The sequence below is a fragment of the Pontimicrobium sp. MEBiC06410 genome (genome assembly GCF_053601615.1).
This window is the reverse complement of the sequence record NZ_JBSHNT010000164.1, coordinates 423,082-443,704: the sequence shown is the minus strand read 5'-3', so window position 1 is coordinate 443,704 and position 20,623 is coordinate 423,082. Positions and strand designations below refer to the sequence as shown.

The 20,623-nt window shown below is 30.3% G+C and carries 20 protein-coding genes; 3 read left to right on the top strand and 17 right to left on the bottom strand.

What is annotated here, in order from left to right:
- Entirely contained in the window at window positions 1-960 is a 960-nt protein-coding gene (locus tag ACVC08_RS19670) for a Gfo/Idh/MocA family protein (RefSeq protein WP_452599925.1), read from the bottom strand.
- A 161-nt stretch (window positions 961-1,121) separates the two neighbouring features.
- On the opposite strand from ACVC08_RS19670, the gene ACVC08_RS19665 reads away from it, so the two are divergent.
- Together ACVC08_RS19665 and ACVC08_RS19660 are read left to right on the top strand one after the other, a co-directional pair.
- A complete protein-coding gene (locus tag ACVC08_RS19665; RefSeq protein ID WP_452603351.1) occupies window positions 1,122-1,763 on the top strand; it encodes a protein-L-isoaspartate(D-aspartate) O-methyltransferase in 642 nt (213 codons plus the stop codon).
- Between the two features lie 6 nt (window positions 1,764-1,769).
- Window positions 1,770-3,050 (top strand): T9SS type A sorting domain-containing protein, encoded by a 1,281-nt coding sequence (locus ACVC08_RS19660; RefSeq protein WP_452603350.1) that lies wholly within the window; start codon window positions 1,770-1,772, stop codon window positions 3,048-3,050.
- A 57-nt stretch (window positions 3,051-3,107) separates the two neighbouring features.
- Here the strand turns inward: ACVC08_RS19660 and ACVC08_RS19655 are convergent, their stop codons facing one another.
- The 16 genes from ACVC08_RS19655 to ACVC08_RS19580 all read right to left on the bottom strand — a co-directional run bounded on the left by ACVC08_RS19655 (window position 3,108) and on the right by ACVC08_RS19580 (window position 18,572).
- Window positions 3,108-4,193, bottom strand: coding sequence for a serine hydrolase (locus ACVC08_RS19655; protein WP_452603349.1), 1,086 nt, complete (start codon window positions 4,191-4,193; stop codon window positions 3,108-3,110).
- A gap of 581 nt (window positions 4,194-4,774) precedes the next feature.
- The gene (locus tag ACVC08_RS19650; protein ID WP_452603348.1) at window positions 4,775-7,240 is read right to left on the bottom strand and encodes a DUF5686 and carboxypeptidase regulatory-like domain-containing protein; all 2,466 of its coding nucleotides are present in this window, start codon (window positions 7,238-7,240) and stop codon (window positions 4,775-4,777) included.
- 184 nt (window positions 7,241-7,424) lie between these two features.
- Window positions 7,425-7,880, bottom strand: coding sequence for an SsrA-binding protein SmpB (gene smpB, locus ACVC08_RS19645; protein ID WP_452596829.1), 456 nt, complete (start codon window positions 7,878-7,880; stop codon window positions 7,425-7,427).
- A gap of 35 nt (window positions 7,881-7,915) precedes the next feature.
- Window positions 7,916-8,452, bottom strand: a complete 537-nt coding sequence (locus ACVC08_RS19640) for an aspartyl/asparaginyl beta-hydroxylase domain-containing protein (protein WP_452603347.1) — start codon at window positions 8,450-8,452, stop codon at window positions 7,916-7,918.
- An 81-nt stretch (window positions 8,453-8,533) separates the two neighbouring features.
- A complete protein-coding gene (locus ACVC08_RS19635; protein ID WP_452603346.1) occupies window positions 8,534-9,091 on the bottom strand; it encodes a GNAT family N-acetyltransferase in 558 nt (185 codons plus the stop codon).
- A 7-nt stretch (window positions 9,092-9,098) separates the two neighbouring features.
- Complete coding sequence (deoC, locus tag ACVC08_RS19630) at window positions 9,099-9,770, bottom strand: deoxyribose-phosphate aldolase (protein WP_452603345.1); 672 nt, start codon at window positions 9,768-9,770, stop codon at window positions 9,099-9,101.
- Window positions 9,771-10,102: 332 nt separating this feature from the next.
- Window positions 10,103-10,594, bottom strand: a complete 492-nt coding sequence (locus ACVC08_RS19625) for an acyl-CoA thioesterase (RefSeq protein ID WP_452603344.1) — start codon at window positions 10,592-10,594, stop codon at window positions 10,103-10,105.
- Between the two features lie 51 nt (window positions 10,595-10,645).
- Complete coding sequence (locus ACVC08_RS19620) at window positions 10,646-11,242, bottom strand: TetR/AcrR family transcriptional regulator (RefSeq protein ID WP_452603343.1); 597 nt, start codon at window positions 11,240-11,242, stop codon at window positions 10,646-10,648.
- A 74-nt stretch (window positions 11,243-11,316) separates the two neighbouring features.
- The gene (locus ACVC08_RS19615; RefSeq protein WP_452603342.1) at window positions 11,317-13,230 is read right to left on the bottom strand and encodes a hypothetical protein; all 1,914 of its coding nucleotides are present in this window, start codon (window positions 13,228-13,230) and stop codon (window positions 11,317-11,319) included.
- 266 nt (window positions 13,231-13,496) lie between these two features.
- Window positions 13,497-14,030, bottom strand: coding sequence for an acyl-CoA thioesterase (locus ACVC08_RS19610; RefSeq protein ID WP_452603341.1), 534 nt, complete (start codon window positions 14,028-14,030; stop codon window positions 13,497-13,499).
- Window positions 14,031-14,162: 132 nt separating this feature from the next.
- Window positions 14,163-14,780, bottom strand: coding sequence for a hypothetical protein (locus ACVC08_RS19605; protein WP_452603340.1), 618 nt, complete (start codon window positions 14,778-14,780; stop codon window positions 14,163-14,165).
- 76 nt (window positions 14,781-14,856) lie between these two features.
- Window positions 14,857-15,003: a hypothetical protein gene (locus tag ACVC08_RS19600; protein ID WP_452603339.1), complete on the bottom strand. Its 147-nt coding sequence runs from the start codon at window positions 15,001-15,003 to the stop codon at window positions 14,857-14,859.
- A gap of 108 nt (window positions 15,004-15,111) precedes the next feature.
- Window positions 15,112-15,909: a 1,4-beta-xylanase gene (locus ACVC08_RS19595; protein ID WP_452603338.1), complete on the bottom strand. Its 798-nt coding sequence runs from the start codon at window positions 15,907-15,909 to the stop codon at window positions 15,112-15,114.
- 75 nt (window positions 15,910-15,984) lie between these two features.
- Window positions 15,985-16,914, bottom strand: coding sequence for a hypothetical protein (locus ACVC08_RS19590; RefSeq protein ID WP_452603337.1), 930 nt, complete (start codon window positions 16,912-16,914; stop codon window positions 15,985-15,987).
- Window positions 16,915-16,988: 74 nt separating this feature from the next.
- Window positions 16,989-17,567, bottom strand: coding sequence for a hypothetical protein (locus ACVC08_RS19585; RefSeq protein WP_452603336.1), 579 nt, complete (start codon window positions 17,565-17,567; stop codon window positions 16,989-16,991).
- A gap of 141 nt (window positions 17,568-17,708) precedes the next feature.
- Entirely contained in the window at window positions 17,709-18,572 is an 864-nt protein-coding gene (locus ACVC08_RS19580) for a HEAT repeat domain-containing protein (RefSeq protein WP_452603335.1), read from the bottom strand.
- 152 nt (window positions 18,573-18,724) lie between these two features.
- Here ACVC08_RS19580 and mqo point away from each other — a divergent pair, with 152 nt between their 5' ends.
- Complete coding sequence (mqo, locus tag ACVC08_RS19575; protein WP_452603334.1) at window positions 18,725-20,215, top strand: malate dehydrogenase (quinone); 1,491 nt, start codon at window positions 18,725-18,727, stop codon at window positions 20,213-20,215.
- Window positions 20,216-20,623: the final 408 nt, after the last annotated feature.

Here is a 20,623-nt window from a genome sequence, read left to right as displayed (position 1 = left end):
TTAAAACTGATTAATAATCATTGTAGCCACACGCAATGCTTCTGTTCCATCATGTAATGTAACAATAGGCTTGGTGTTATTATTTATAGCATCTGCAAACGTTTCAAGCTCATCTAAAATGGCATTGTTTGTAGATATTTCTGGATTATCGAAGTAAATCTGTTTTTTTATACCTTCTGCATTTTGAAGAATCATATCAAAGTCTCCAGGGTTTTCCGGAGCATCTTTCATTTTTACAACTTCACATTTTTTTTCTAAGAAATCTACAGAGATGTAGGCATCTTTTTGAAAGAATCTCGTTTTTCTCATGTTTTTTAACGAAATCCTACTTGCAGTTAAGTTCGCAACGCAGCCATTTACAAACTCTATTCTTGCATTGGCAATATCTGGAGTATCACTTATTACAGAAACACCACTGGCAGACACATGCTTTACTTTAGATTGTACTACACTAAGGATAACATCTATATCATGAATCATTAAATCTAAAACCACAGGAACATCTGTACCACGCGGATTAAACTCTGCTAAACGGTGTGCTTCTATAAACATTGGTGAATCTAGTTGTTCTTTTACAGCTATAAAGGCAGGATTAAAACGTTCTACATGCCCCACTTGTCCTTTTACACCATGTTCTGCAACTAAAGCCCTTAAAGTTTCTGCTTCTTCAACAGTATTAGTTATAGGTTTTTCTATAAAAATATTTTTGCCCTTTGCAATAGCTTGCTTAGCACAATCGTAATGTGATAGCGTAGGAGTTACAATATCTACCATATCTACAGCTTCTATTAAAGCTTCAATAGTATTAAAGTATTTATAACCAAATTCTTCTTCTACTCTTTTGGCATTAGCCTCGTCTGCATCATAAAACCCAACAAGGTTATATTTTTTAGATTGATTTAGTAGTCTTAAATGAATTTTACCAAGGTGTCCAGCACCTAATACTCCAGCGTTTAGCATTCTCTATTACGTTTTCAACAAAACTAAGTATTTTTCGGTATTTATTTATGCGAATATGCTAATAAAATGGACTTTAGCTATGGATACTATAATTTATAGAGAAATTAGTTTTCGACTTTAAAATCTTTCACTAATTTTATCCCTACTAAACTCTCTAACTTTTGAACGATACTTTTAAACATCAAGGCTTACGATTACAGTTGGTTTCTGTATTGAAATCCAAAGGAATAGCTAATGAAGCTGTTTTAAAAGCCATTACTAAAATACCTAGACATTTATTTATGGATTCTAGTTTTTTAGATCATGCCTACCAAGATAAAGCATTTCCTATTGCTGCAGACCAAACCATTTCACAACCCTATACTGTGGCTTTTCAAAGTGAGTTATTACAAGTTAAAAGAGGTGATAAGGTCTTAGAAATAGGTACAGGAAGCGGCTATCAAACAGCTGTGTTATGCGAGTTAGGTGCTAAAGTATATAGTATAGAGCGCCAACAAGAGTTGTTTAAAAAAACGAGTAAGTTTTTACCAAAATTAGGGTATAGACCTAAAAAATTAATTTTTGGAGATGGCTATAAGGGGATGGTAGAAGAAGCGCCTTTTACTAGTATTATAGTCACAGCAGGCGCCCCTTTTGTACCTAAACCGTTGTTAGCACAATTGGCAATTGGTGGACGTTTAGTAATTCCTGTGGGCAATAAAGTACAAACTATGACACTTTTTGTTAGAACTGGCCCTAAAGCTTTTGAAAAAACTGAACTAGGAGAATTTCGTTTTGTACCTTTACTAGAGAACAAAAACTAGAAAGGCATGAAATGTTTAATTTATATATTATTAGTAGTATCCTTTACAAGCTTTTCTCAAGATTATACAGAATATCTTACAGGAAACATCAATGATTTAGTTGTTGTACCCGAATCTGGAATTTGTTTAATGGGCGGTGCTAGCGAGAGTGACGAAGCTATGATTTGGTTTTTAGAAAAAGCCAATGGAGGTGACGTTGTAGTACTAAGAGCATCAGGAAGTGATGGTTATAACGATTATTTTTATACCGAATTAGGTGTTTCAATAAATTCAGTAAGAACATTTGTTATTAATAATGTTAATGGCGCAATTGACAGTTATGTTTTAGATAAAATAGAAAAAGCTGAAGCGATTTGGTTTGCAGGTGGTAACCAATATAACTACATAAATTATTTTAAAGATAATGCTGCAGAATTAGCTTTAAATGAATTTATAAATACAAAGCAAGGTGTTATAGGTGGTACTAGCGCAGGAATGGCTATTTTAGGAAGTAGTTATTTTGATGCAGAAAATGGTACAGTAACAAATGCAGAAGCATTAGCAAATCCATACGATAATAAAGTCTCTTTAGGGTATAATGATTTTTTAGATATTCCATATTTAGAAGGTGTAATAACAGATACGCATTATGATGACCCAGATAGGCGTGCAAGGCATAGTGTTTTTCTAGCAAGACATGCTACAGATACTGGCTTTGCCTCTTTTGGTATAGCCTGTAATGAATACACAGCAGTATGCGTAGATAATAGTGGTAGAGCTTATGTGTATGGAGATTATCCAAATTATGAAGAACATGCTTATTTTATTAGCAGTAATTGTAATATAGAAAACTTTAGCCCAGAGCTTTGTTCTAGTGGTAATCCTTTAGACTGGAATAAGGGTGGAGAAGCTTTAAAAGTGTACAAAGTTCCTGGAATGACTACTGGAGAAAACTATTTTGAATTAAGTGATTGGACTAACGGTAATGGCGGGACATGGGAAAATTGGTATATAGAGAACGGAACTTTTAATACGGCATCTACAACAAATCCGTTTTGTAATTTACTTTCAGTAACCGAATTCACAGATAAAAACATAGTGGTATATCCTAACCCATTTCAAAAAGAATTGCAAGTTTCTATTCCGTATTCAAATTATAAGGTCGTTTGTTATGATAGCTTTGGGAGAGTAGTTGCATCTGTTAAAAATAAAAATACAATTGATACGTCTTTGTTAGCTTCAGGTATATATTTCGTTAATGTAACTTATAAAGGTGCTTCTAAAACGATAAAGATGATTAAAAAATAGTAGTTTTTAGTCTTCAAGTCGTATTTTTATTTTAATTCAGTTTTTGGTACAATAAGGTTACTCTTTTAAAGTGTTAGTTATAACATTTAAAAAGCTTTCATCGAATAAAATAGTAATAATAAAATCATTTAGACTTTCTGTTAGTTGTTGTGCTTCTGTAGGTGTTAAGTTATTAAAAAATAGGGCAAGCTCTGTTGTATTTCCTTTTTTATCGGTAGCGTAAAAAGCTTTAGTTAGTACAAAAGATGTCGAGCCTCCTTTAGTTCCAGCATGCTTTAAGTTTGCTTTATTTCTGGGGCTTTGCATTAATCCTTCCATAACATTATCTAAAAGGGTCTGTACATTAGAGGTGAAATAAGTTTTAGAATTAAATTTCTGCATTAATTTTGCATATTCTTTTGTAGTAGATGCTGGTAAATTATCGGACCATATTTTTTGTATTGGCATGCTTAAATCTCCTAAATCTTTCTTGTATAAAGTATCAGATAATAGTTTATTATGTATAATCTCGGTAGACGCTATATAATTTTTTAAAGGCATTCCTTTTAAAGCAATTTGTAGGCCCTGTCTTTTAAATTGAGGAAATGCTTCCTTGCCAACAAATAAAGAGGATACTAAATAATAAATTTCGGAATGATTTTCTATACCTAATGTTTTAATACGGTTGTTTATGTTTTTTAAACCTAGTTTATGTTGTAGCCATTCTGTATTTGCATTAGAGCTAAATAAAATCATCCCTTTTGCAATGTTCCGAATACTTATTTTGTTGTCTTTAATATCTGGTTCTACATATTTTAACCATGCGGTATGTGCGCCACCATCTGTATAAGCAGCATAATAAGTGTCTAACTCTTTTAAAGGAATAAGTGTTTCTGGGTTTATAGTACCATTGGCTGCTTGCTCTGCATATTCTATAGCTATAATTATTTTAACAGTACTAGCTAGCGGTTGCAATCGTTCTGCATTTTTATTAGCAATAATTTTATTGTTTCTAATAAGTGTAATGGCCGCTTTGTCTGGGTTCTCCTTTATAAAATTTATAATATTAATTTTATTGGATGAAAAATAACGCATCCCAATAATACCAATAGTTATTGCTAGCCCTAAAAGAGCAGTACCGATAATTAAAATTGCCTTAGTCATAAATTCGTATTTTAATATAAGTAGCGAAATACGAATATCGTTACATTTTTTCTGCATTTAAAATTAATAATATTAATAGCGTTGATATTGTTTTTAAACAAATCAAGGTGGTTTGCAATGACTAATAATAACATGGTTGTTTGTTGTTATTATTGGTGTTTATATAGAAGTTAGTTATAGCTTGTACTATTAAGTTTCAAAAAAACTATTTCATTACCCATTTTTTTGATCCTTTATTTAAAATTGCGTTATAACAATCTTTATATAGTTTTCTTAAATATGAATTTGTAATAAGGTTTTTTGATTATCCGTAATCAATTATAAAGTCTGCTGTCAACCTAAACTTGTTTCAGGTTCTCACTATAAAGCATCTATGTTTTTAGCCGTTATGTGATGCTGAAACAAGTTAAGCTAGACATGATAGTAGCATTATAATACAAAAAGGACAACCTGTAAGGTTTTATTGATTTGGTTAAGTTTCAATAATATTTACAAATTTATATTTAAGAATTGTTTTCTATTAATAAAATTACTTATGCATAGTCTTTAGTAATAACGTTAATTATTACATTTCAGTGTGTTTAAAAGCTAAATCCAAATAAAACGGCATCATTTAAAAAACCACTTTGGTAAGAGCGAACATAATCTACACGTAAAAATCTAAATTTACCAAACCCTAAATTATCTATTCCGATAGAATATTCACTATAAGGTTTGTTGTCTTGTGTTATAGCTGCATTTGCGCCTATAATTAGGTTAAAGTTAAGTTTATTTAATAATGGTATTTTATTTAAAATAAAACCATTAAAATTATGTTCTACATGCATTTCTGCATACGATTTATTAGTGCTTAGCCCGTAATATGGTAAATTTTTAAAGGCATTTAAGTACGATCCATCCAATTTAACGTTGGTTTGATTGCCATTGAAGTGATGATAATCCATAAAGGCTATATTATCTGCGTTAGAGAAGGTCCCACCGCTTACATTGTATCTAAAAAGGCCTTTATTACCCAAAGATACATTTTGTCTTAGTCTAACCTTAAACTGATCGAAATTATAGTTTTCGTTAGTTGCTCCCAATCCTTTTTCGTAACCAATGCTTAAAGTGGGGTATTTATTACTTCGTATGTTATACTTTCCGTCTGGATAACTTAAATAGTTTTGTGCAAAATTTATTGTTGTAATGGCATTAAATTTAACAATATTGTGTGTGCTAAAAGGAGCAATACCATAAGCTAACTCATTTACAGGGTTGTTACTTGTATAACGATCTCCATCTTCATTAATTAAAGTATAGTCTGTATTATTAAATAATGCTTTTCTACGTTCGTAACTTAAAGAAGAATTAAAGAAAAAGCCGTTAAGTATCTCTTGTGAGAATGCTAATTGAGCGAAGCTTTTATCATAAAGTTTCATGTAGTTATCTTCAAAAAACAAGGTACTTACAGCATTCTCTAATCTAGAAATAGGTCTAGAGGCATTAAATTGCTCAGTTTTTACACCGCCAGAAAGCGATATAGAACGTTTATTTTTATTATTAAACTTGTAATATATAGAAGCCGTACCACGTAAACGATCGTCTGCTTCTCCATAATTTATATTAGAATTGATACTTAAAAAACGCTTGTACTCGTCGTAACGCTTGGTATAATTTAAACCAACATTACCATTCCAGCCTTGTACGGTATTAAAGCTAATACGCTCAAGAGGAGAACTTATACTAAATCTATACTTTTTATGTGAGTTTTGGTAACTGTAGCCTCCTATGATGTCTCCTAGTTTAAATTTATTGTTTTTTTGATCTATAGAATCTAAATACGGTTTAGATTCTTTTACTATTTGTATACTATCTTTTTTTACATAATCTGTAGATTCAGCAACGGTTAAAGGTACTGGGCGTATAGTACTCCAATATGTAGAATCCTTTTTATTAGAGTTTTCTGCAAAGGATAATACTTCTCTGTTAAATGTTCTAGCTTCAAATTCTGGTGAAAAGTTATAATTACTATATACCGATGTAAAACGACCATCTCCTTTAATACCAAAAAGACCAAATCTAAAATCGAAGGTTTGCGATATTAATGCCCACACACCATCTTTTTCTGAATACGAAAACGTTTGTTGTATGGTAAATAAATCTACAGGTGCAGTTTTTACTTGAGCGCCTCTAATATTTACATCAACAGCGTATAGGTTCCATTGATCTTCTATAATATAAACGTAACCAGAGAAGGCCTTATCATTTTCACGTTTAGGCGTTATTTTTATTTTATTAATTAGGTTGTTCTTATCATCGTAAAATACACCTTCTAGTTTATAACGATAATAGTTAAAAGCCATATCGGAGATTGGAGAAACTACTTGTGTACCTAATTCGAAAGTATTTTTATAAAAATTGAAATTAACATCGCTAGCATTATTAAAACTAAAACCATTATCATCACCACTAACTTTAGATGCTATTATTTTTTCTTTTAGTGGTTTAGGACTTTGGTATTTTAATTTAGAAATAGTTTCCGATAGATATATAATACCACTTCTAGTAGAATCTAATCCGCCACCTAAATCTCCAACCTCTTGACCTAAGATTTTTTCAGGTGCATTTTTAATTTGAATAACACCACGAGAGTAAAAGTCTGATGTGTATTTGCTTAATTTCTTAAGGACTTTTTTTCTATTGTTGATAGTATTTCTAATAATACTATTTGCAGGATTCTCTTCAGAGTTTACAATCACTTCATTTAAAGAAATATCTTCTTCAACCAATACAGCATCCAAAGTAAATGGGAAACTTTTAATAGTAACGTTTTTTTTCAATGTTTTATAGCCCAAATATTGAAACACAATAGTATAATTACCTGGCTTAGTTACATTAAGCTCATACATCCCTTCACTATTTGTGGTTGTTCCTGTATAAGTGTTATCTATAAAAATGTTGACAACAGGAAGTGTTTCGTTTTTTGAAGAGGTTACTGTTCCTGTAATTTGCGCAAAAGAAAAGCTACACAATAATAATATAGCAAATGATAGTAAAGATTTTAACATGTGTTGGTTTTGTTTCTTATTGTTTGTATCTATTAGTATAGACGCACATTTTATAAATAAGGTTGCCCGAAACTAATTATTTTATGTGTAAATCTATAATATAGACACCAAACATAGATATAAAACGTACATGCGTTTGTTATAGTATTCCTAAAACTTTGTGAAATTTATTTTAAATAAAACTTTAAAAGTTTTTCTTTATTCTATCTAGAGAGCGTTTATTGTCTCTATCTTTAATGGTTTCTCTTTTGTCGTATAACTTTTTACCTTTTGCTAAGGCTATGTCTAGCTTAGCATAACCGTTTTCGTTAATAAATAAGCGTAAAGGCACAATAGTAAGCCCTGTGTTTTGGACTTCTTTATTTAGCTTTTTTAATTCTCGTTTATTAAGCAATAGTTTACGCTCTGCTTTTGGTGCATGATTGTAGTGATTACCATATAGATATTCTTGAATAGTCATATTAACAACAAATAACTCTCCTGCTTCGTTAAACTCGCAAAACGACTCTGCAATAGAGGCTTTACTCTCTCTAATAGATTTTATTTCGGTTCCAGTAAGGACAATTCCTGCGGTATATTTATCTAATATCTCGTATTGAAATCGTGCTTTCTTATTCTGTATGTTTATGTTTTTTTGCATGTGGAGCAAAATTAAGTATAAAAATTAAAATAGACTTATGCTATTTGGTTAAAGAGGTTTTTTATCCAATCGTTAACTATGCAATCCATAATAATATGTACTCTAGGTTTGTTACTTCTATTATGAACTTCATGAGTAATGTGAAAATTACAATACCAAGTTTCTCCAGTTTTCATTTTAACGGGCTTGTTATCAAGTAGTATTTCTACTTGGTCATTGGTTTCTACAGGAATATGAATACGTATTTTACCATGCTCTAGACTATAACCTATATCTCTATGTGGTTTTATACTCGCACCTGCATCTAAGGTGTGAATTCTAAAGGTTTCTTTATTGCATTTAAAGGTTTCTAATACCGATAATAAGTAAGGGCATTTTTTTAAAGCTTCATTTGGTATAAATACTGGTAAGCCATCTGTACCAATTATAGGCTCTATAAAGTGTTTAGACCATAATGTTTCTAGCGTTACAGAAGGATTATAAATATCGTAATAGTCTTTAAGGGTGAACTGTAAAAGTTCTTGTTTTATAACCTCAGTATCAAAAGTAAAAGGAAGTTTTATAGCGTTCATGTTGTTTTATAATAGCAATTAGTATAACAAGGAATTAAAGTACAATTTTGGATTTAATGATTATATAACTTTTGTATAAAATTAAGTGATGTGTAATTCTTTTTGCATTATTACCATACCTCTTAATGGTTCATGTAACAATTCAAAATTTAAATGAGATTTTCCTGTTATTGTAAACCCTTCTTTTAAGTAAAATTTAAGGGCTTGTTTTTGCGTATCCATAGCTTTTAACCATAATACGTTGTTGTTATGGGCTATTGCTTGTGTTGTTATCCAATGAAACAATTGTTTTGCAACACCTTTTCCTTGGGCTTGGGTTCCTAAATAAATTCTATTAATATAGGTGGATAATCTACTAAAACTGTTTGGAGAGGTTTGATTGTGTCGTATTCTAATAATACCAACAGTTTCGTTATTATACTCCACAAAATAGTAATGACTATCTGGTTCTAAAAGTTCTTTTTCTAGCGGTTTTTTACTGTAAAATAGATTAATATAAAAACTACAATTTTCATTAACCCATAAATGTTTATATACGGGTGGATAAATGGTTTCCATTAACTTGTATAGCTTAGATTGGCTACTAATTGTAACGGGAGTTAATTGTAAATTATTTGAAATCCTAACGGTTGGTGTCATTCTCTATTTAATATGGGTTGCCGTTTTTTGTGTTACTGCCTGTTACAATTGCTATTCCAGATGAGGTGCCAATTCTATCGACTCCTAAATTTATATATTTAAGTGCTGTTTTGGTATCTCTAATACCTCCAGAAGCTTTAATTTTTACAACGGTATTGTTGGTAACACTTTTCATTAGTTTTATGGCATTAACTGTAGCACCATTGGTTCCAAAACCAGTTGAGGTTTTAATAAAGTTAGCACCACTGTTTACAGCAAGTTCACTAGCTTTTATAATTTCTATTTCATCTAGATAGCAGGTTTCTAAAATAACCTTTAATAAGGTGTTTGGTATAGCTTTTCTAACAGCTTCTATATCTTGCCAAACAGTATCGAAAGCTTTGCTTTTTAAAGCGCCGATATTTATAACCATATCTATTTCGTCTGCGCCATCTTTTACAGCTTGTTGTGCTTCTGCAACTTTAGCTTCTGTACTCATAGCGCCTAAAGGAAAACCAATAACACTACAGATTTTAACGGTGCTATCTTTAAGCTGAGATTTGGCTTGTTTAACATAACAAGAGTTAACACATACCGAAAAGAATTCATGCATTTTTGCTTCATTACAAAGTGCAATAATATCTGTTGCTGTTGTTGTTGGTTTAAGTAAGGTATGATCTATATATTGATTGAAAGTCATAAATTTATTTAAAATATAATATTATTCAGATGTATATTTTGATAATATTCGTCAGTTCGAGTGGATTTTACGATTGAAAATGAGTGAAATCTGTATCGAGAACAAGAATTTTATTTAAAAAATGTTCTCGATACGATTTTTTAAGCTTCGCTTGGGTATCTTCAATCAAAATATATTTTGATTTCAATAATCTCAAAATCACTCGAACTGACATGTAATAGTCATTTTTAATTCCAAATACACAATATGTAATTTAAAATATAAAAATACAATCTTTTCATTAGGACTGCATTGTTTTTAACTTTTAGATGTATATTTTCAAGAAAACAATACTAAACCATAACTTTTTTAGAGCGTATTTGTAATAAGCGTTCTTCAAAAGTAATAGCATTAATAGGTTGTAAAATGCTTTCGAATAAGGTATTCATATCTTCAGCATGTATTGCTCTTTTTTGTTCTAATAAATTAAAATGTGTGAAACCACACCAAATAACAGCTTTTAGTTGAGTTTTGTTTTCATTATACATGCGCATTTCTACATATAATTCACTTTCGGTTTTACGGAATAATTGAGAGCTTATTGTTACCGTTTCCATTAAAAACGCAGGTTTTAAGTAGGCAATTTGATTACTACTAGAAACCCAACTTTTTCCTGTACGTTTTGCCATGTCGAACATATCTAAATTATAATGTTCTAAAATTGCATCTTCTCGATGATTAATAAAGTAGTTAATATAACTTCCGTTATTTAAATGGTTAAATGGATTGCAATCTTGAAATCTAATTTTGGTTTTACTTTCTACTACTTTTGGTAATGTTTTCATTTTTAGTTTTATTTAAATATACCAATCGGTATATTATTAATTAAAAAAATATTAAGCTTTTAGCTCATTATGTATCATGTGGTCTATTTGTGTTGTGGTGTCTTTTATATAAAATTCATCATCCATAGTATAGGTCATAAATACAGCACCTTGTATCATAGAATCTATACGTTTTGCATAATGCATTGCGTTAATCTCTGAAGAAATTTCTCCTATTTCAATACCATTTTCTATAATAGTTGCTACTTGATCTTGTATTCGCTCTATTACCACACGTACTTTTTCCAGTAATTTTGTGTTTTGGTTGTTTGCATCTACACCAATGTTAAGAACAGGACAGCCACCAATTTGTTTGCTGTAATCGTAATAATTTCTGTAAAAGTCTGAAATAAGAAATAATTTTTGAATAGGGGAGTCACTACGTTCTAGATGCTTAGCTATTTGATTCATCATGTTTTTTACTGTGAATTTAAAGGCTGCTATGGCTAAAGATTCTTTATTTTCAAAATTACCGTAAATAGCACCTTTTGTTAAGCCAGTTGCTTTGGTAATATCACTCATGCTTGTTGCTGCATAACCATTTTTATTAAAAATGGGTGCTACAGTTTCTAAAATAAATTGTGTAGTGAGTTCTGCTTTTGTTAACATAAGTACAAATGTAATAAAAAAATACCGATCGGTATTTTTTTATTACAGCTAATATTCTTGTTTACTAATAGGAATTAGTGAGGCGGACAGAGAATTCCAACCCATTCGTTTGTTTTTTTTGTGTATAATTTTTCGAATGCATGACCTTTATCTGTACTGTTATAATAATATTTTAATAAATAGTAAGGATTACCTCTGGCTCCTTTTTCTGGAGCAATGTTGGTATAGTAGTGTACAGCCCCTTCCCAGTCTTGTTGTTGTAAAATATATCCCCAGCTAGCTTTTAATTTGTTGTTAGATTTAGAGTAGTTGAAAAATTGATCCTCAAGGCTTTTTATTTTTGCATTGTACCACTTGTATTTATTACTTTTTTTATAGGTTTCCCAATCGTCAAGAGCAGTTTTAAAATGTTGTATTTGGTTTTGTTTAAAGCCTAAGTTGCTTTTGTTAATTCGTTTTCTAAAGTCTTTGCGTAAGTTTTCCCACCTGCTCTTAGAACTAAGTGTGCTTAAGTAACGATCTACTTTTTTATGATAAGCTTTTATTTCGTAAACAGTGTTTTTAGATGCCTTGTTTACTGTTTTTAAATCTTTAGTGAGTTCTTTATTTAAGGCTTTTAATTTAGCATTGTTATTTGCTTGAGCATTAAAACTATTTGAAAACTCTTTAGCACAATTTTTTATATCTGCTTTAATGGATTCTTCTGTGCTATTAAATGCCTTTTTAAAAATGATTTCTGTTTTATTATTAATAAATTCTTCAATAGGCTCATGAATAATGGGGTCTATAAAATGCTCTAGAAAGGGAATATCTGTTTTTAAAATTTCTAATAATCCATTAATCCATTTTTTTCCAGTCTTTTTGTAAATATTTTTTATTATTATATTTAATGGTTCTTTATATTTACGATAGTACTTAGAGTATTTTATATTGTTTGCACTTCTCGCTTTTTTATATTTTTTTGTAGCATTATCAACATCTGAAGCAGTATGCTTATTCTCAGACCAATCCGTGTTTTTCCTCTTAAATTCCTCATAGATTGTAGAACTACTTTTTGTAGTGCTCGTTTTTGTTGCTTTACTGTATTTATTAACGCCATAATAAAATACTTTCGAAAAATTAAATTTTGGTTTAAGTGTTTTTTTTAGAACATTAACATTAAGCTTATTAATAATATGTTCTGGAACTAATGTATTAAAATCTTCATAGTCATCATTATCGGTAGCAGCATCTAACTTAGGTTTAATAGCTTTAGTTTTACTTAAAACATCTTCTATGTTTTCGTTTAGTAATATTTCGTTAATAACAATTTCTTTAATTTTTTCACGGATGTTACTATATAATAAAGTATTATTTTCTATAATCTGTAACTTATGTATTTTTAAGTTTGCTATCCTTTTTTGTTCTACAGCATTTAATCTATTACCAAAAAAGGTGAAAGAGGTTGAGACGGTAAAAAAGAGTAGTAGTAATTTTAATAGCTTATTTAGTTTTTGAAACTTTTTTTTAAGCTTTAAGCTTTCTAGAAATGGAAAAGATGAAATACATATAATAAGCACTATAAGGATTAAAGCTTCGTAACCACTACTTATTGAAAAGAACTGCATAGTCTCTTTTATTTTGTGTTGTGCATGCTCAATTTGTAGAATTGTAGATTTTGCATACTCTATATTAGTTGTCGAATCTAACCAAAGTTGAAATAAGCTAAAAATAAATGAAACTATTATAAAGATAGCGAAGAATTCACTTAAACTTTTTATAATAGCGTACCTCCATTTATGACTTTTTGAATGGTTTAATTTCCAATTAATTCTTTTTTTTTGAAAAATGTTGAGTAGAAATAGTTTTAATGTTGTGAATACATTAAACTTTGGAGTTAGCTTGTTGTCTTTAGCTTTATATTCAACTTCAAGATAATCATAATAAAACTTACTTAATCTTAACCCAAGATATATCAAGACAGAAATTATAAAAAGAAAATAAATCATTGTTAGTTAATTTTAAGTAAAAGTCGCAAACAATAAGGTCGCATTCAATACCTAATTATAGGTATTTATAAGCTTTTTTAAAGGTCTAATATTTTTTTGCTAATTCCAATACGTAGATCTACGTATATTATTTGGTGTTAGATTATTATAAGGTTTAAACATGTGTTAATGATGCTTTATTAGGTAAGAAAAACTATAATATTTAACACATTTAAAGAATAGCGTATTAACTTGTATTAATTATGAAAATTAATGGTTGAAAAATGTTAATTCCAATGATTAATCAGTCTGTCGTTCATTTTAATAGTCTCTAATTCATAAGTATTTATTAAATCATATTTAAATGTTGGCACTTTTTCAATGTTAAGTGCTTTCATTATTTCTGATGTAGGAATCGTTTTTCTACCTTTTTTTATTGTGTTTTTAACAATACAAGCAGCAACTGTTTTTCCTTTTCTTATAATTTTTTGTTCTATATAAATCCATTTTTCATCCACGTAAGAAATCCTAGTTAATATTTGGGCTTTCTGGAACATTTTTAATGGTCTGTAGAATTGAATACTTATTGCTTGGCTAGGAAAAAACCATTTGTTTTTTGATGCTATTTTAAAAAAGTTAGATCTTACCATTAAATCTAACCGACCAGTTTCTAGAATGGTCATTATGGCGGCATGATTTGTAACAGAAACATCTATATCTGTAATCCAAACTCTAAATGATTTCGAAACGGTTTCTGTACCAGTCAGCTTTTTTTTAAACTTTGCGCTTAGCAGAGCTATTATAAGTCTAATCCATCTCATGTTGTGTGCCTATTGTATTAAAAAAATAGGGTTAGTATTTACGTTATGAGTTGCAAACTTGAGCCAGCTAGGGTAAAGGTTCGAGTATTATGTGTATTCTGTTAAGATTACACTGTATTATGCAATACGTTATTAATTTTTAATCTCTAAGGTATCTAAAAATAATTCAATAACCGCTTTATCTTCTTTTGAGTCTTCGTTTAACAGCATTGTTAACAAAATTAGTCCTTCATCTTTTTTCCCGTAACTGGCTACGGTATATATTTCTTTTTCTCCTTTGTAGGTTAGCGTGGCTTTTATACCTTCTATTGTTTGGCCCGTTTTTAGCTTTTTACTGAATTTTTCTTCACTCATAGTGTAGCCGTAATTAAGACTCTCTTTAGTTATTTCACTTAGCATTAATCGTGTTAAACCACTAGGGTTAATTGTTTTATATTTTTGAACCATAAAACCACTTCCTGTAGATTTCATTATCATACATTGTTCTATTCCCTCTTCAATTTTAGAGTTAGAGACACTAAGAGATTTATCGTGATTAAAAGAAATCATACTGTCTGAATACAATAGTATATTAGGTTGAGTAAGTTTTATATTTAATTTTTCTCCTTTTGAGGTTTTATGTTTAATATCTGTATTAAGATTAACATGAATGGTATCATTATTTATAATTAAAATATAGTTTCCTTGGTTTTGTGCATAACTTAAAAAGCTTATTAATAAGGCTCCTAAAATTGTAATTGTCTTTTTCATGTATTCTTTTTTTATCAATAACACTACATTCAAGCAGTAGAAATTGTAGTTTTATATTTAGTTTTTGTCAAAAATACTACATTTTAGGCCATGTATTCCAAAATATATTAGAAGCATGCTGGTATTGCTGTTTGTCCATTTCTTTTTTCCACATTTTAGAAACATATTTACTTTCTTGAAGTCTAGAGTCTACTTTATTAAATGTAGAGTTAGTCTGCCACATAGGTTGAGCAGCCCAATTTGAATTGATATAACTAAAGGCCTTAATTACATCTAAATTGTCGTTTATTATCTTGAAAAAAGGAACAAACCATTCTTTCCAGATTGTTTTTTATAGTTCTACATTTTTTAAGTCACTATCAAAATATAAGCGGTCTATTTGCCTTACAGGAGTGGCTTCTGAAATAAATACAGGTTTACCATGTTTTCTTGCAAAAATGAGCATTTCTTGGTCAGGTTTACCAAAGTAAGAATAGGCACACCAATCTACTAAATCATCTCCAGGATACCATTTTTCTAATAGTTTTTGATTGGAGCCCGTTCCTTTAGATTGCCAAACAAAAGCAACATTATCTACTCGCATAGCTTTAAAAATAGAATGTATTTTTTTCCATGTATTTAAATAATATTTCTTTTTATAATGATTCCAATCCCATCCATCAAACTCATAACCAATTCTTAAAAATATTGGACGTTTTGCTGCTTTTATCCAATTTGCAAGCTCTTTAATTAAGTCGTCATGTTTTCCTTTTGCAACGTTTTTTTCATGATTTACAAAAGATAAGCCTATAGCAATAGCACTATTTTTATAAGTAGAGTCTTGTATATAAAGGTTTGCCCAAGAATCCCCAGCGCCCCAATTGGCTTTAGTTTTAATACCATCTAATCCTTTATTATAGTATCCGTAGGATTCGTTTCCTGGCGATAAATTTGTATATATAGTTATACCTGCTGGAGTCTTAAAATAATCTGTATAGCCCTTGTTATAATTAGTTAGCCCTCCTGTTGCTTCTAGATCTTGACCAATAAAAACAAGGCATTTACCATCTTCTGGTTCAAACTTTTGAGCTGTGGAGATGTAAGTAAAAGAAAAAAATAGTGTTGTTATAATGAAGCTTTTAAATGGCATAGTATTATTAAATGAAATTAAAACTTAGCTAGAGTTCTTAATGTAAGTTATAACAAACATTATTTATAACTGCTATTATTTGTTTTTTAGCATCCAATTTATCAAATTTTCTTTGTCAACTATAGCCCAACTGTGCGGGTGTCTTTCTCCATTTGCTCTGTAGCCTTTGTTATTTGTAGGAATATATTCTACGGCTTTAAACTGTTGTGCTTTTAAACGCTCTGCTAGCTTCTTAATATAAAAAGCATTTGTTTGTTTATAATCTGCCATTCTGTGCTTTTTCCACCAAAGTGTATCTGGTTCTGTATAAAGTCTAATTTTTGTATGCTTTAACTTTTGCAAGTTATTAGTATTATTACTTTTATAGGTGTAAACAGAATTGTTTTCGTACTTTTTTAGCTTTTCATTTGGGTTGCCAAAAGTAGTCTCTAACGTTTCTATTATCCATTTGCTTTCTTGTACAGAAACTTCAGAAAAATTTTGTTCAATATTTTTTTCTGAAGACGTGTATAATGCAGCCAAATCAATAGGAGAATCTATAATAAATACTCCTTTCGGGTCTATATAAAATTGTTTCATCTCAATGATATAATTACTTATTAAAAGACTTACTACTCCGCCACTTGAAAAACCACCAATAAAAATATTGTCTGTTGGTAACTGATTATTTATAATAGTATTTTGAAGTCTTTTAGCAAGTTGGTATTTTTCGTGAGCTTCCAACCAAAGTTTTTTATTGTAATTTAAAATTATTACAGCTATATCATTATTTTTTGCTAATTCAAGTATTTTAAACTCTCTTTTAATGTCTTTTATAGTTTCTGGATAGCCTCCAAAAAGAATTAAAACGGCCTTTGCTTGCGTCTCTGGTTTATAGAGCTCATAATCGTCTTTTATAATTTCTATAAATTCTGGTTTTGTAATATTTGTACTGTTCTCTTTGGGCGTATTATCCTTACAGGAAATAAACATGAAAAATATTAATAATATGAACGTTTTATTCATGTGCTTGGTTAAGATTAGAATTGGTTTAAACATTGGGTTTGTACTTTTTCTTTCGGGTAAAAGTAAAACGCTATTTATTTTCTACTAAGTTTAGTGCTTAGCGTAAGTTCTTTAATTTTTTTCTCAATACCTAGAACTCTTTCATTCCAATATATTTGAGCGTTTTGAGCATCGTACTTAGGTTTCTTCTTAGAACCTGTTTTCATTTCTTTTGGTATACTGTATAGAAAGGTTGCATTTCTATATTTATCTTTTGCAATATCTCCTTGTGTTTCTGGATCTTCTTTTCTTTGCGCCCAAAAATGTTGGTGTTTTAAGTAGTTGTTTTTTATTTCTTTGAAATAATCAATTAAGGTTTTTGTGTCATTTGGTATATAGCCTGGCCCATTGCAACCACATGAATGAAACGTAATTCCAACTTTATATAAAGTTGATAGATGATTCCATGTTTTTATGTCGGTTTTCTTTGGGGATTCAAAATCCAAACCCATATTAGCCATTAAATCTCCACATTCAGGGCATTTAGCGGGGGATTCTTTGTCATCTTTATCATAGCCGCCATTAATATCACTTAGAAGTCTTCTTTTATATGTTTTTCTGCAATTAAAACAGGCATAGTGAGACTTATAGGTTGTTATAGCATACCGACACATAGTTCAAATGTATTAATTTTGATAATATACTTATGTTTATTGGATTTAATTTTAAACTCTCCTTTGTTAAAAATAAATTCTGTTTTAATTGCTCTAATTCAAAGCTATAAATATTATTACCTAATTTTTGTTAGGTTCAATTTAATTATTTTTTTTCCAAAATTCCCACCACTTATTACTGTCATTAGCTTTCTTGGTTTGGGTATTAAATTTGCGATTTAATTCTTCAAATTCTATTTCTTTTTCGATAGTACTAATTTCTATTGCACTAATCTTTTTCTCCAAAATATCCTTAGAAAAAGCTTTTATTTCTTGATGAGGATCACGCATTCCTAATTTTAAAAGCTCGATTGATTTATTGTTAGAGCAATATTTTAGTCCTCTGGCAGCATGATATCTAATCGGTGCTAACTTGTCTTCTTTTGGGTTATAATTTTTTAAATCTAAAGTTTGAATTCCTAATTGAATCAACCGTTCTATCTCAGGAATTGCTTCATTCTTACTTAATTTAGCTAAAGTTTCAACCGCTAGACCAACAGTAATGATTCTATTCCTTCTAAAAGGGTTTTTTCCTTTAGGTTGCGATAAAGGATTAAAATGGGTTATTTTTCTAAGGGATGGGATTGCTCTTTTTTCTTCTAATTTTCCAATTTGAGTTATAATTTCTTCATCTAATGCTCTTCCTGCTGGATATTCGTCTTTAGGAATTTCTTCAATTTCTCGTAAAAGCTTTAGAAGAGAATCTCTAGTTTCTTTAGTGTCTGGAGATTCAATCAAAATCTGTCTGTCTTCTCCAAAATATACTGGGCCTAAAGGTATTTCCACTCTATTTGGATTATGATGTGGGTGATTAATACAGTAGGTGTAAAATGGGTCTTCAATTTCAAGATCTCTTATTTGGCAGGTTGCAACTCCTTCTTTTCTAGAGCCGTGGTATCCTAGTTCACCATCGTTTTTAGAATTAAACCAACAAGTTCCACAACAATCAGATCCTCCGTTAGGCATATTTTATTTTTTATAATTATATACAAGTATTATATAAATATAATAGATTGTATTTATTTTTCTTACGTATTACAATATACAAGTTTTTATATGTGGTAATTAAGTTCTTGAGGTCAAAATATGTATATTTATTCAGAACATAAATACTAAGTATGAATAAGCAGAATATAGATGTTAATACCGATTACGATTTAATCTGCGTAGGCGCAGGCATTATGAGTGCAACCTTAGCACTATTAGTAAAATTGGTAAAACCAGAACTTAAAGTATTAATATTAGAACGTTTAGAAGATGTGGCTTTAGAAAGTTCTGCTGCTTGGAATAACGCTGGAACAGGACATTCTGCTTTATGCGAATTAAATTACACACCAGAACAAGATAATGGAAGCATAGATTGTACAAAAGCCTATAAAATTTGCAAACAATTTGAGATTTCTAAGCAATTTTGGTCGTATTTAATTTCTGAAGGCTTAATAGATAACTCTAGAGATTTTATTAATACAGTGCCACACCATAGTTGGGTTACAGGAAAAAACAACGCTAATTATTTAAAGAAGCGTTTTGAAGCTTTAAAAGAGCATTTTATGTTTGATAGTATGGAGTTTACTACTGCAATAGATAAAATGAAACAATGGTTTCCTTTAATTATAGAAGGTAGAGGAGAAGGTGATATTATGGCAGCTACTAGAATAGAACGTGGTGCTGAGATGAATTTTGGAGCTTTAACTAAAAAGCTATTTCATGTTTTAGAAACAGAATATAATACACCCGTACACTGTAACGAAGCTGTTATAGATATAGATCCAGATAAAGAAGTCGAGTGGTCTGTAGAAGTGCAAAATACCAAAACAAAAGAAAAACAATATCTAGACGCTAGACATATATTTATAGGCGCAGGAGGTGGTAGCTTATTGTTATTACAAAAAGTAGAAATAGCAGAAAAAGAAGGCTATGGTGGTTTCCCTGTAAGTGGTGAATGGTTGGTGTGTAAAAACGAAGCTATTATAAACCAGCATTTTGCTAAAGTCTATAGTAAAGCAGGAGTTGGAGACCCACCAATGTCTACACCGCATTTAGATACCCGTTTTATAGATGGTAAGCGCGCCTTATTGTTTGGACCCTTTGCAGGATTTAGTCCTAAGTTTTTAAAAGAAGGCTCCAATTTCGATTTATTTAAATCGATAAAAACAGATAATATAAAACCAATGTTAAACGCGTTTTGGGATAATTTACCTTTAACCCAATATTTGGTAAAACAAGTAACAGCATCTCATGAAGATAGAATGAACGATCTACGTAAGTTTATAAAAAATGCTAGAAGTGAAGATTGGGAAATTCTAGTTGCTGGACAACGTGTACAAATTATTAAAAAAGACCATTACGAAGGTGGTAAACTGCAATTTGGTACAGAAGTAGTACGTAGTAAAGATGGGAGTATAACTTGTTTATTAGGAGCTTCCCCAGGCGCTTCTACAGCTACACAAATTATGCTAGAAGTTTTAGAAATTGCTTTCCCAGAAGTTGTAACATCTGAAGAAGGGAAAGCAGTATTGAAAAAAATTGTTCCAATATGGAAACAGGATTTAGATGCAACCAGTTTTAAAGCTGCTGTTGCGGATTCTAAGCGCGTGTTGAAACTTTAATAGTGAGCAGTGTTGATAGTATACCGTTTTCGGTATAGTGTAGAATATATTCTGTATGCTCGTTATGCGTTTTAATAAGATATTGTTACTTCTATTTATTTTAAATTATTTACTCCCGTCACGTCGAGTAGTTTTGTGAAGCCAAAGCGAAACAAAATTGTATCGAGACGCTTTGTTACTGTATATGGTTCTCGATACGTTTTTCGTACCTCAAAACACTCGAACTGACGATGCATGTGCTATTTCACTCGAACCAATGTGCTATTTAAAATAAAGCTCTACCGTCACGTCGAGTGGTTTTGTGGAGCTAAAGCGAAACAAAATTGTATCGAGATGCTTTGTTACTGTAAAAGGTTCTCGATACGTTTTTCGTAGCTCAAAACACTCGAACTGACGATTTATGTGCTA

Coding starts and splice junctions, on each gene's coding strand:
- ACVC08_RS19620 (WP_452603343.1), bottom strand. CDS start 11,242: ATGTTAACAAAAGCAGAACTCACTACACAATTTATTTTAGAAACTGTA.
- ACVC08_RS19655 (WP_452603349.1), bottom strand. CDS start 4,193: ATGACTAAGGCAATTTTAATTATCGGTACTGCTCTTTTAGGGCTAGCA.
- mqo (WP_452603334.1), top strand. CDS start 18,725: ATGAATAAGCAGAATATAGATGTTAATACCGATTACGATTTAATCTGC.
- ACVC08_RS19660 (WP_452603350.1), top strand. CDS start 1,770: ATGAAATGTTTAATTTATATATTATTAGTAGTATCCTTTACAAGCTTT.
- deoC (WP_452603345.1), bottom strand. CDS start 9,770: ATGACTTTCAATCAATATATAGATCATACCTTACTTAAACCAACAACA.
- ACVC08_RS19580 (WP_452603335.1), bottom strand. CDS start 18,572: ATGCCTAACGGAGGATCTGATTGTTGTGGAACTTGTTGGTTTAATTCT.
- ACVC08_RS19670 (WP_452599925.1), bottom strand. CDS start 960: ATGCTAAACGCTGGAGTATTAGGTGCTGGACACCTTGGTAAAATTCAT.
- ACVC08_RS19605 (WP_452603340.1), bottom strand. CDS start 14,780: ATGAAAAAGACAATTACAATTTTAGGAGCCTTATTAATAAGCTTTTTA.
- ACVC08_RS19625 (WP_452603344.1), bottom strand. CDS start 10,594: ATGAAAACATTACCAAAAGTAGTAGAAAGTAAAACCAAAATTAGATTT.
- ACVC08_RS19610 (WP_452603341.1), bottom strand. CDS start 14,030: ATGAGATGGATTAGACTTATAATAGCTCTGCTAAGCGCAAAGTTTAAA.
- smpB (WP_452596829.1), bottom strand. CDS start 7,880: ATGCAAAAAAACATAAACATACAGAATAAGAAAGCACGATTTCAATAC.
- ACVC08_RS19640 (WP_452603347.1), bottom strand. CDS start 8,452: ATGAACGCTATAAAACTTCCTTTTACTTTTGATACTGAGGTTATAAAA.
- ACVC08_RS19595 (WP_452603338.1), bottom strand. CDS start 15,909: ATGCCATTTAAAAGCTTCATTATAACAACACTATTTTTTTCTTTTACT.
- ACVC08_RS19590 (WP_452603337.1), bottom strand. CDS start 16,914: ATGAATAAAACGTTCATATTATTAATATTTTTCATGTTTATTTCCTGT.
- ACVC08_RS19615 (WP_452603342.1), bottom strand. CDS start 13,230: ATGATTTATTTTCTTTTTATAATTTCTGTCTTGATATATCTTGGGTTA.
- ACVC08_RS19635 (WP_452603346.1), bottom strand. CDS start 9,091: ATGACACCAACCGTTAGGATTTCAAATAATTTACAATTAACTCCCGTT.
- ACVC08_RS19585 (WP_452603336.1), bottom strand. CDS start 17,567: ATGTGTCGGTATGCTATAACAACCTATAAGTCTCACTATGCCTGTTTT.
- ACVC08_RS19600 (WP_452603339.1), bottom strand. CDS start 15,003: ATGTGGCAGACTAACTCTACATTTAATAAAGTAGACTCTAGACTTCAA.
- ACVC08_RS19650 (WP_452603348.1), bottom strand. CDS start 7,240: ATGTTAAAATCTTTACTATCATTTGCTATATTATTATTGTGTAGCTTT.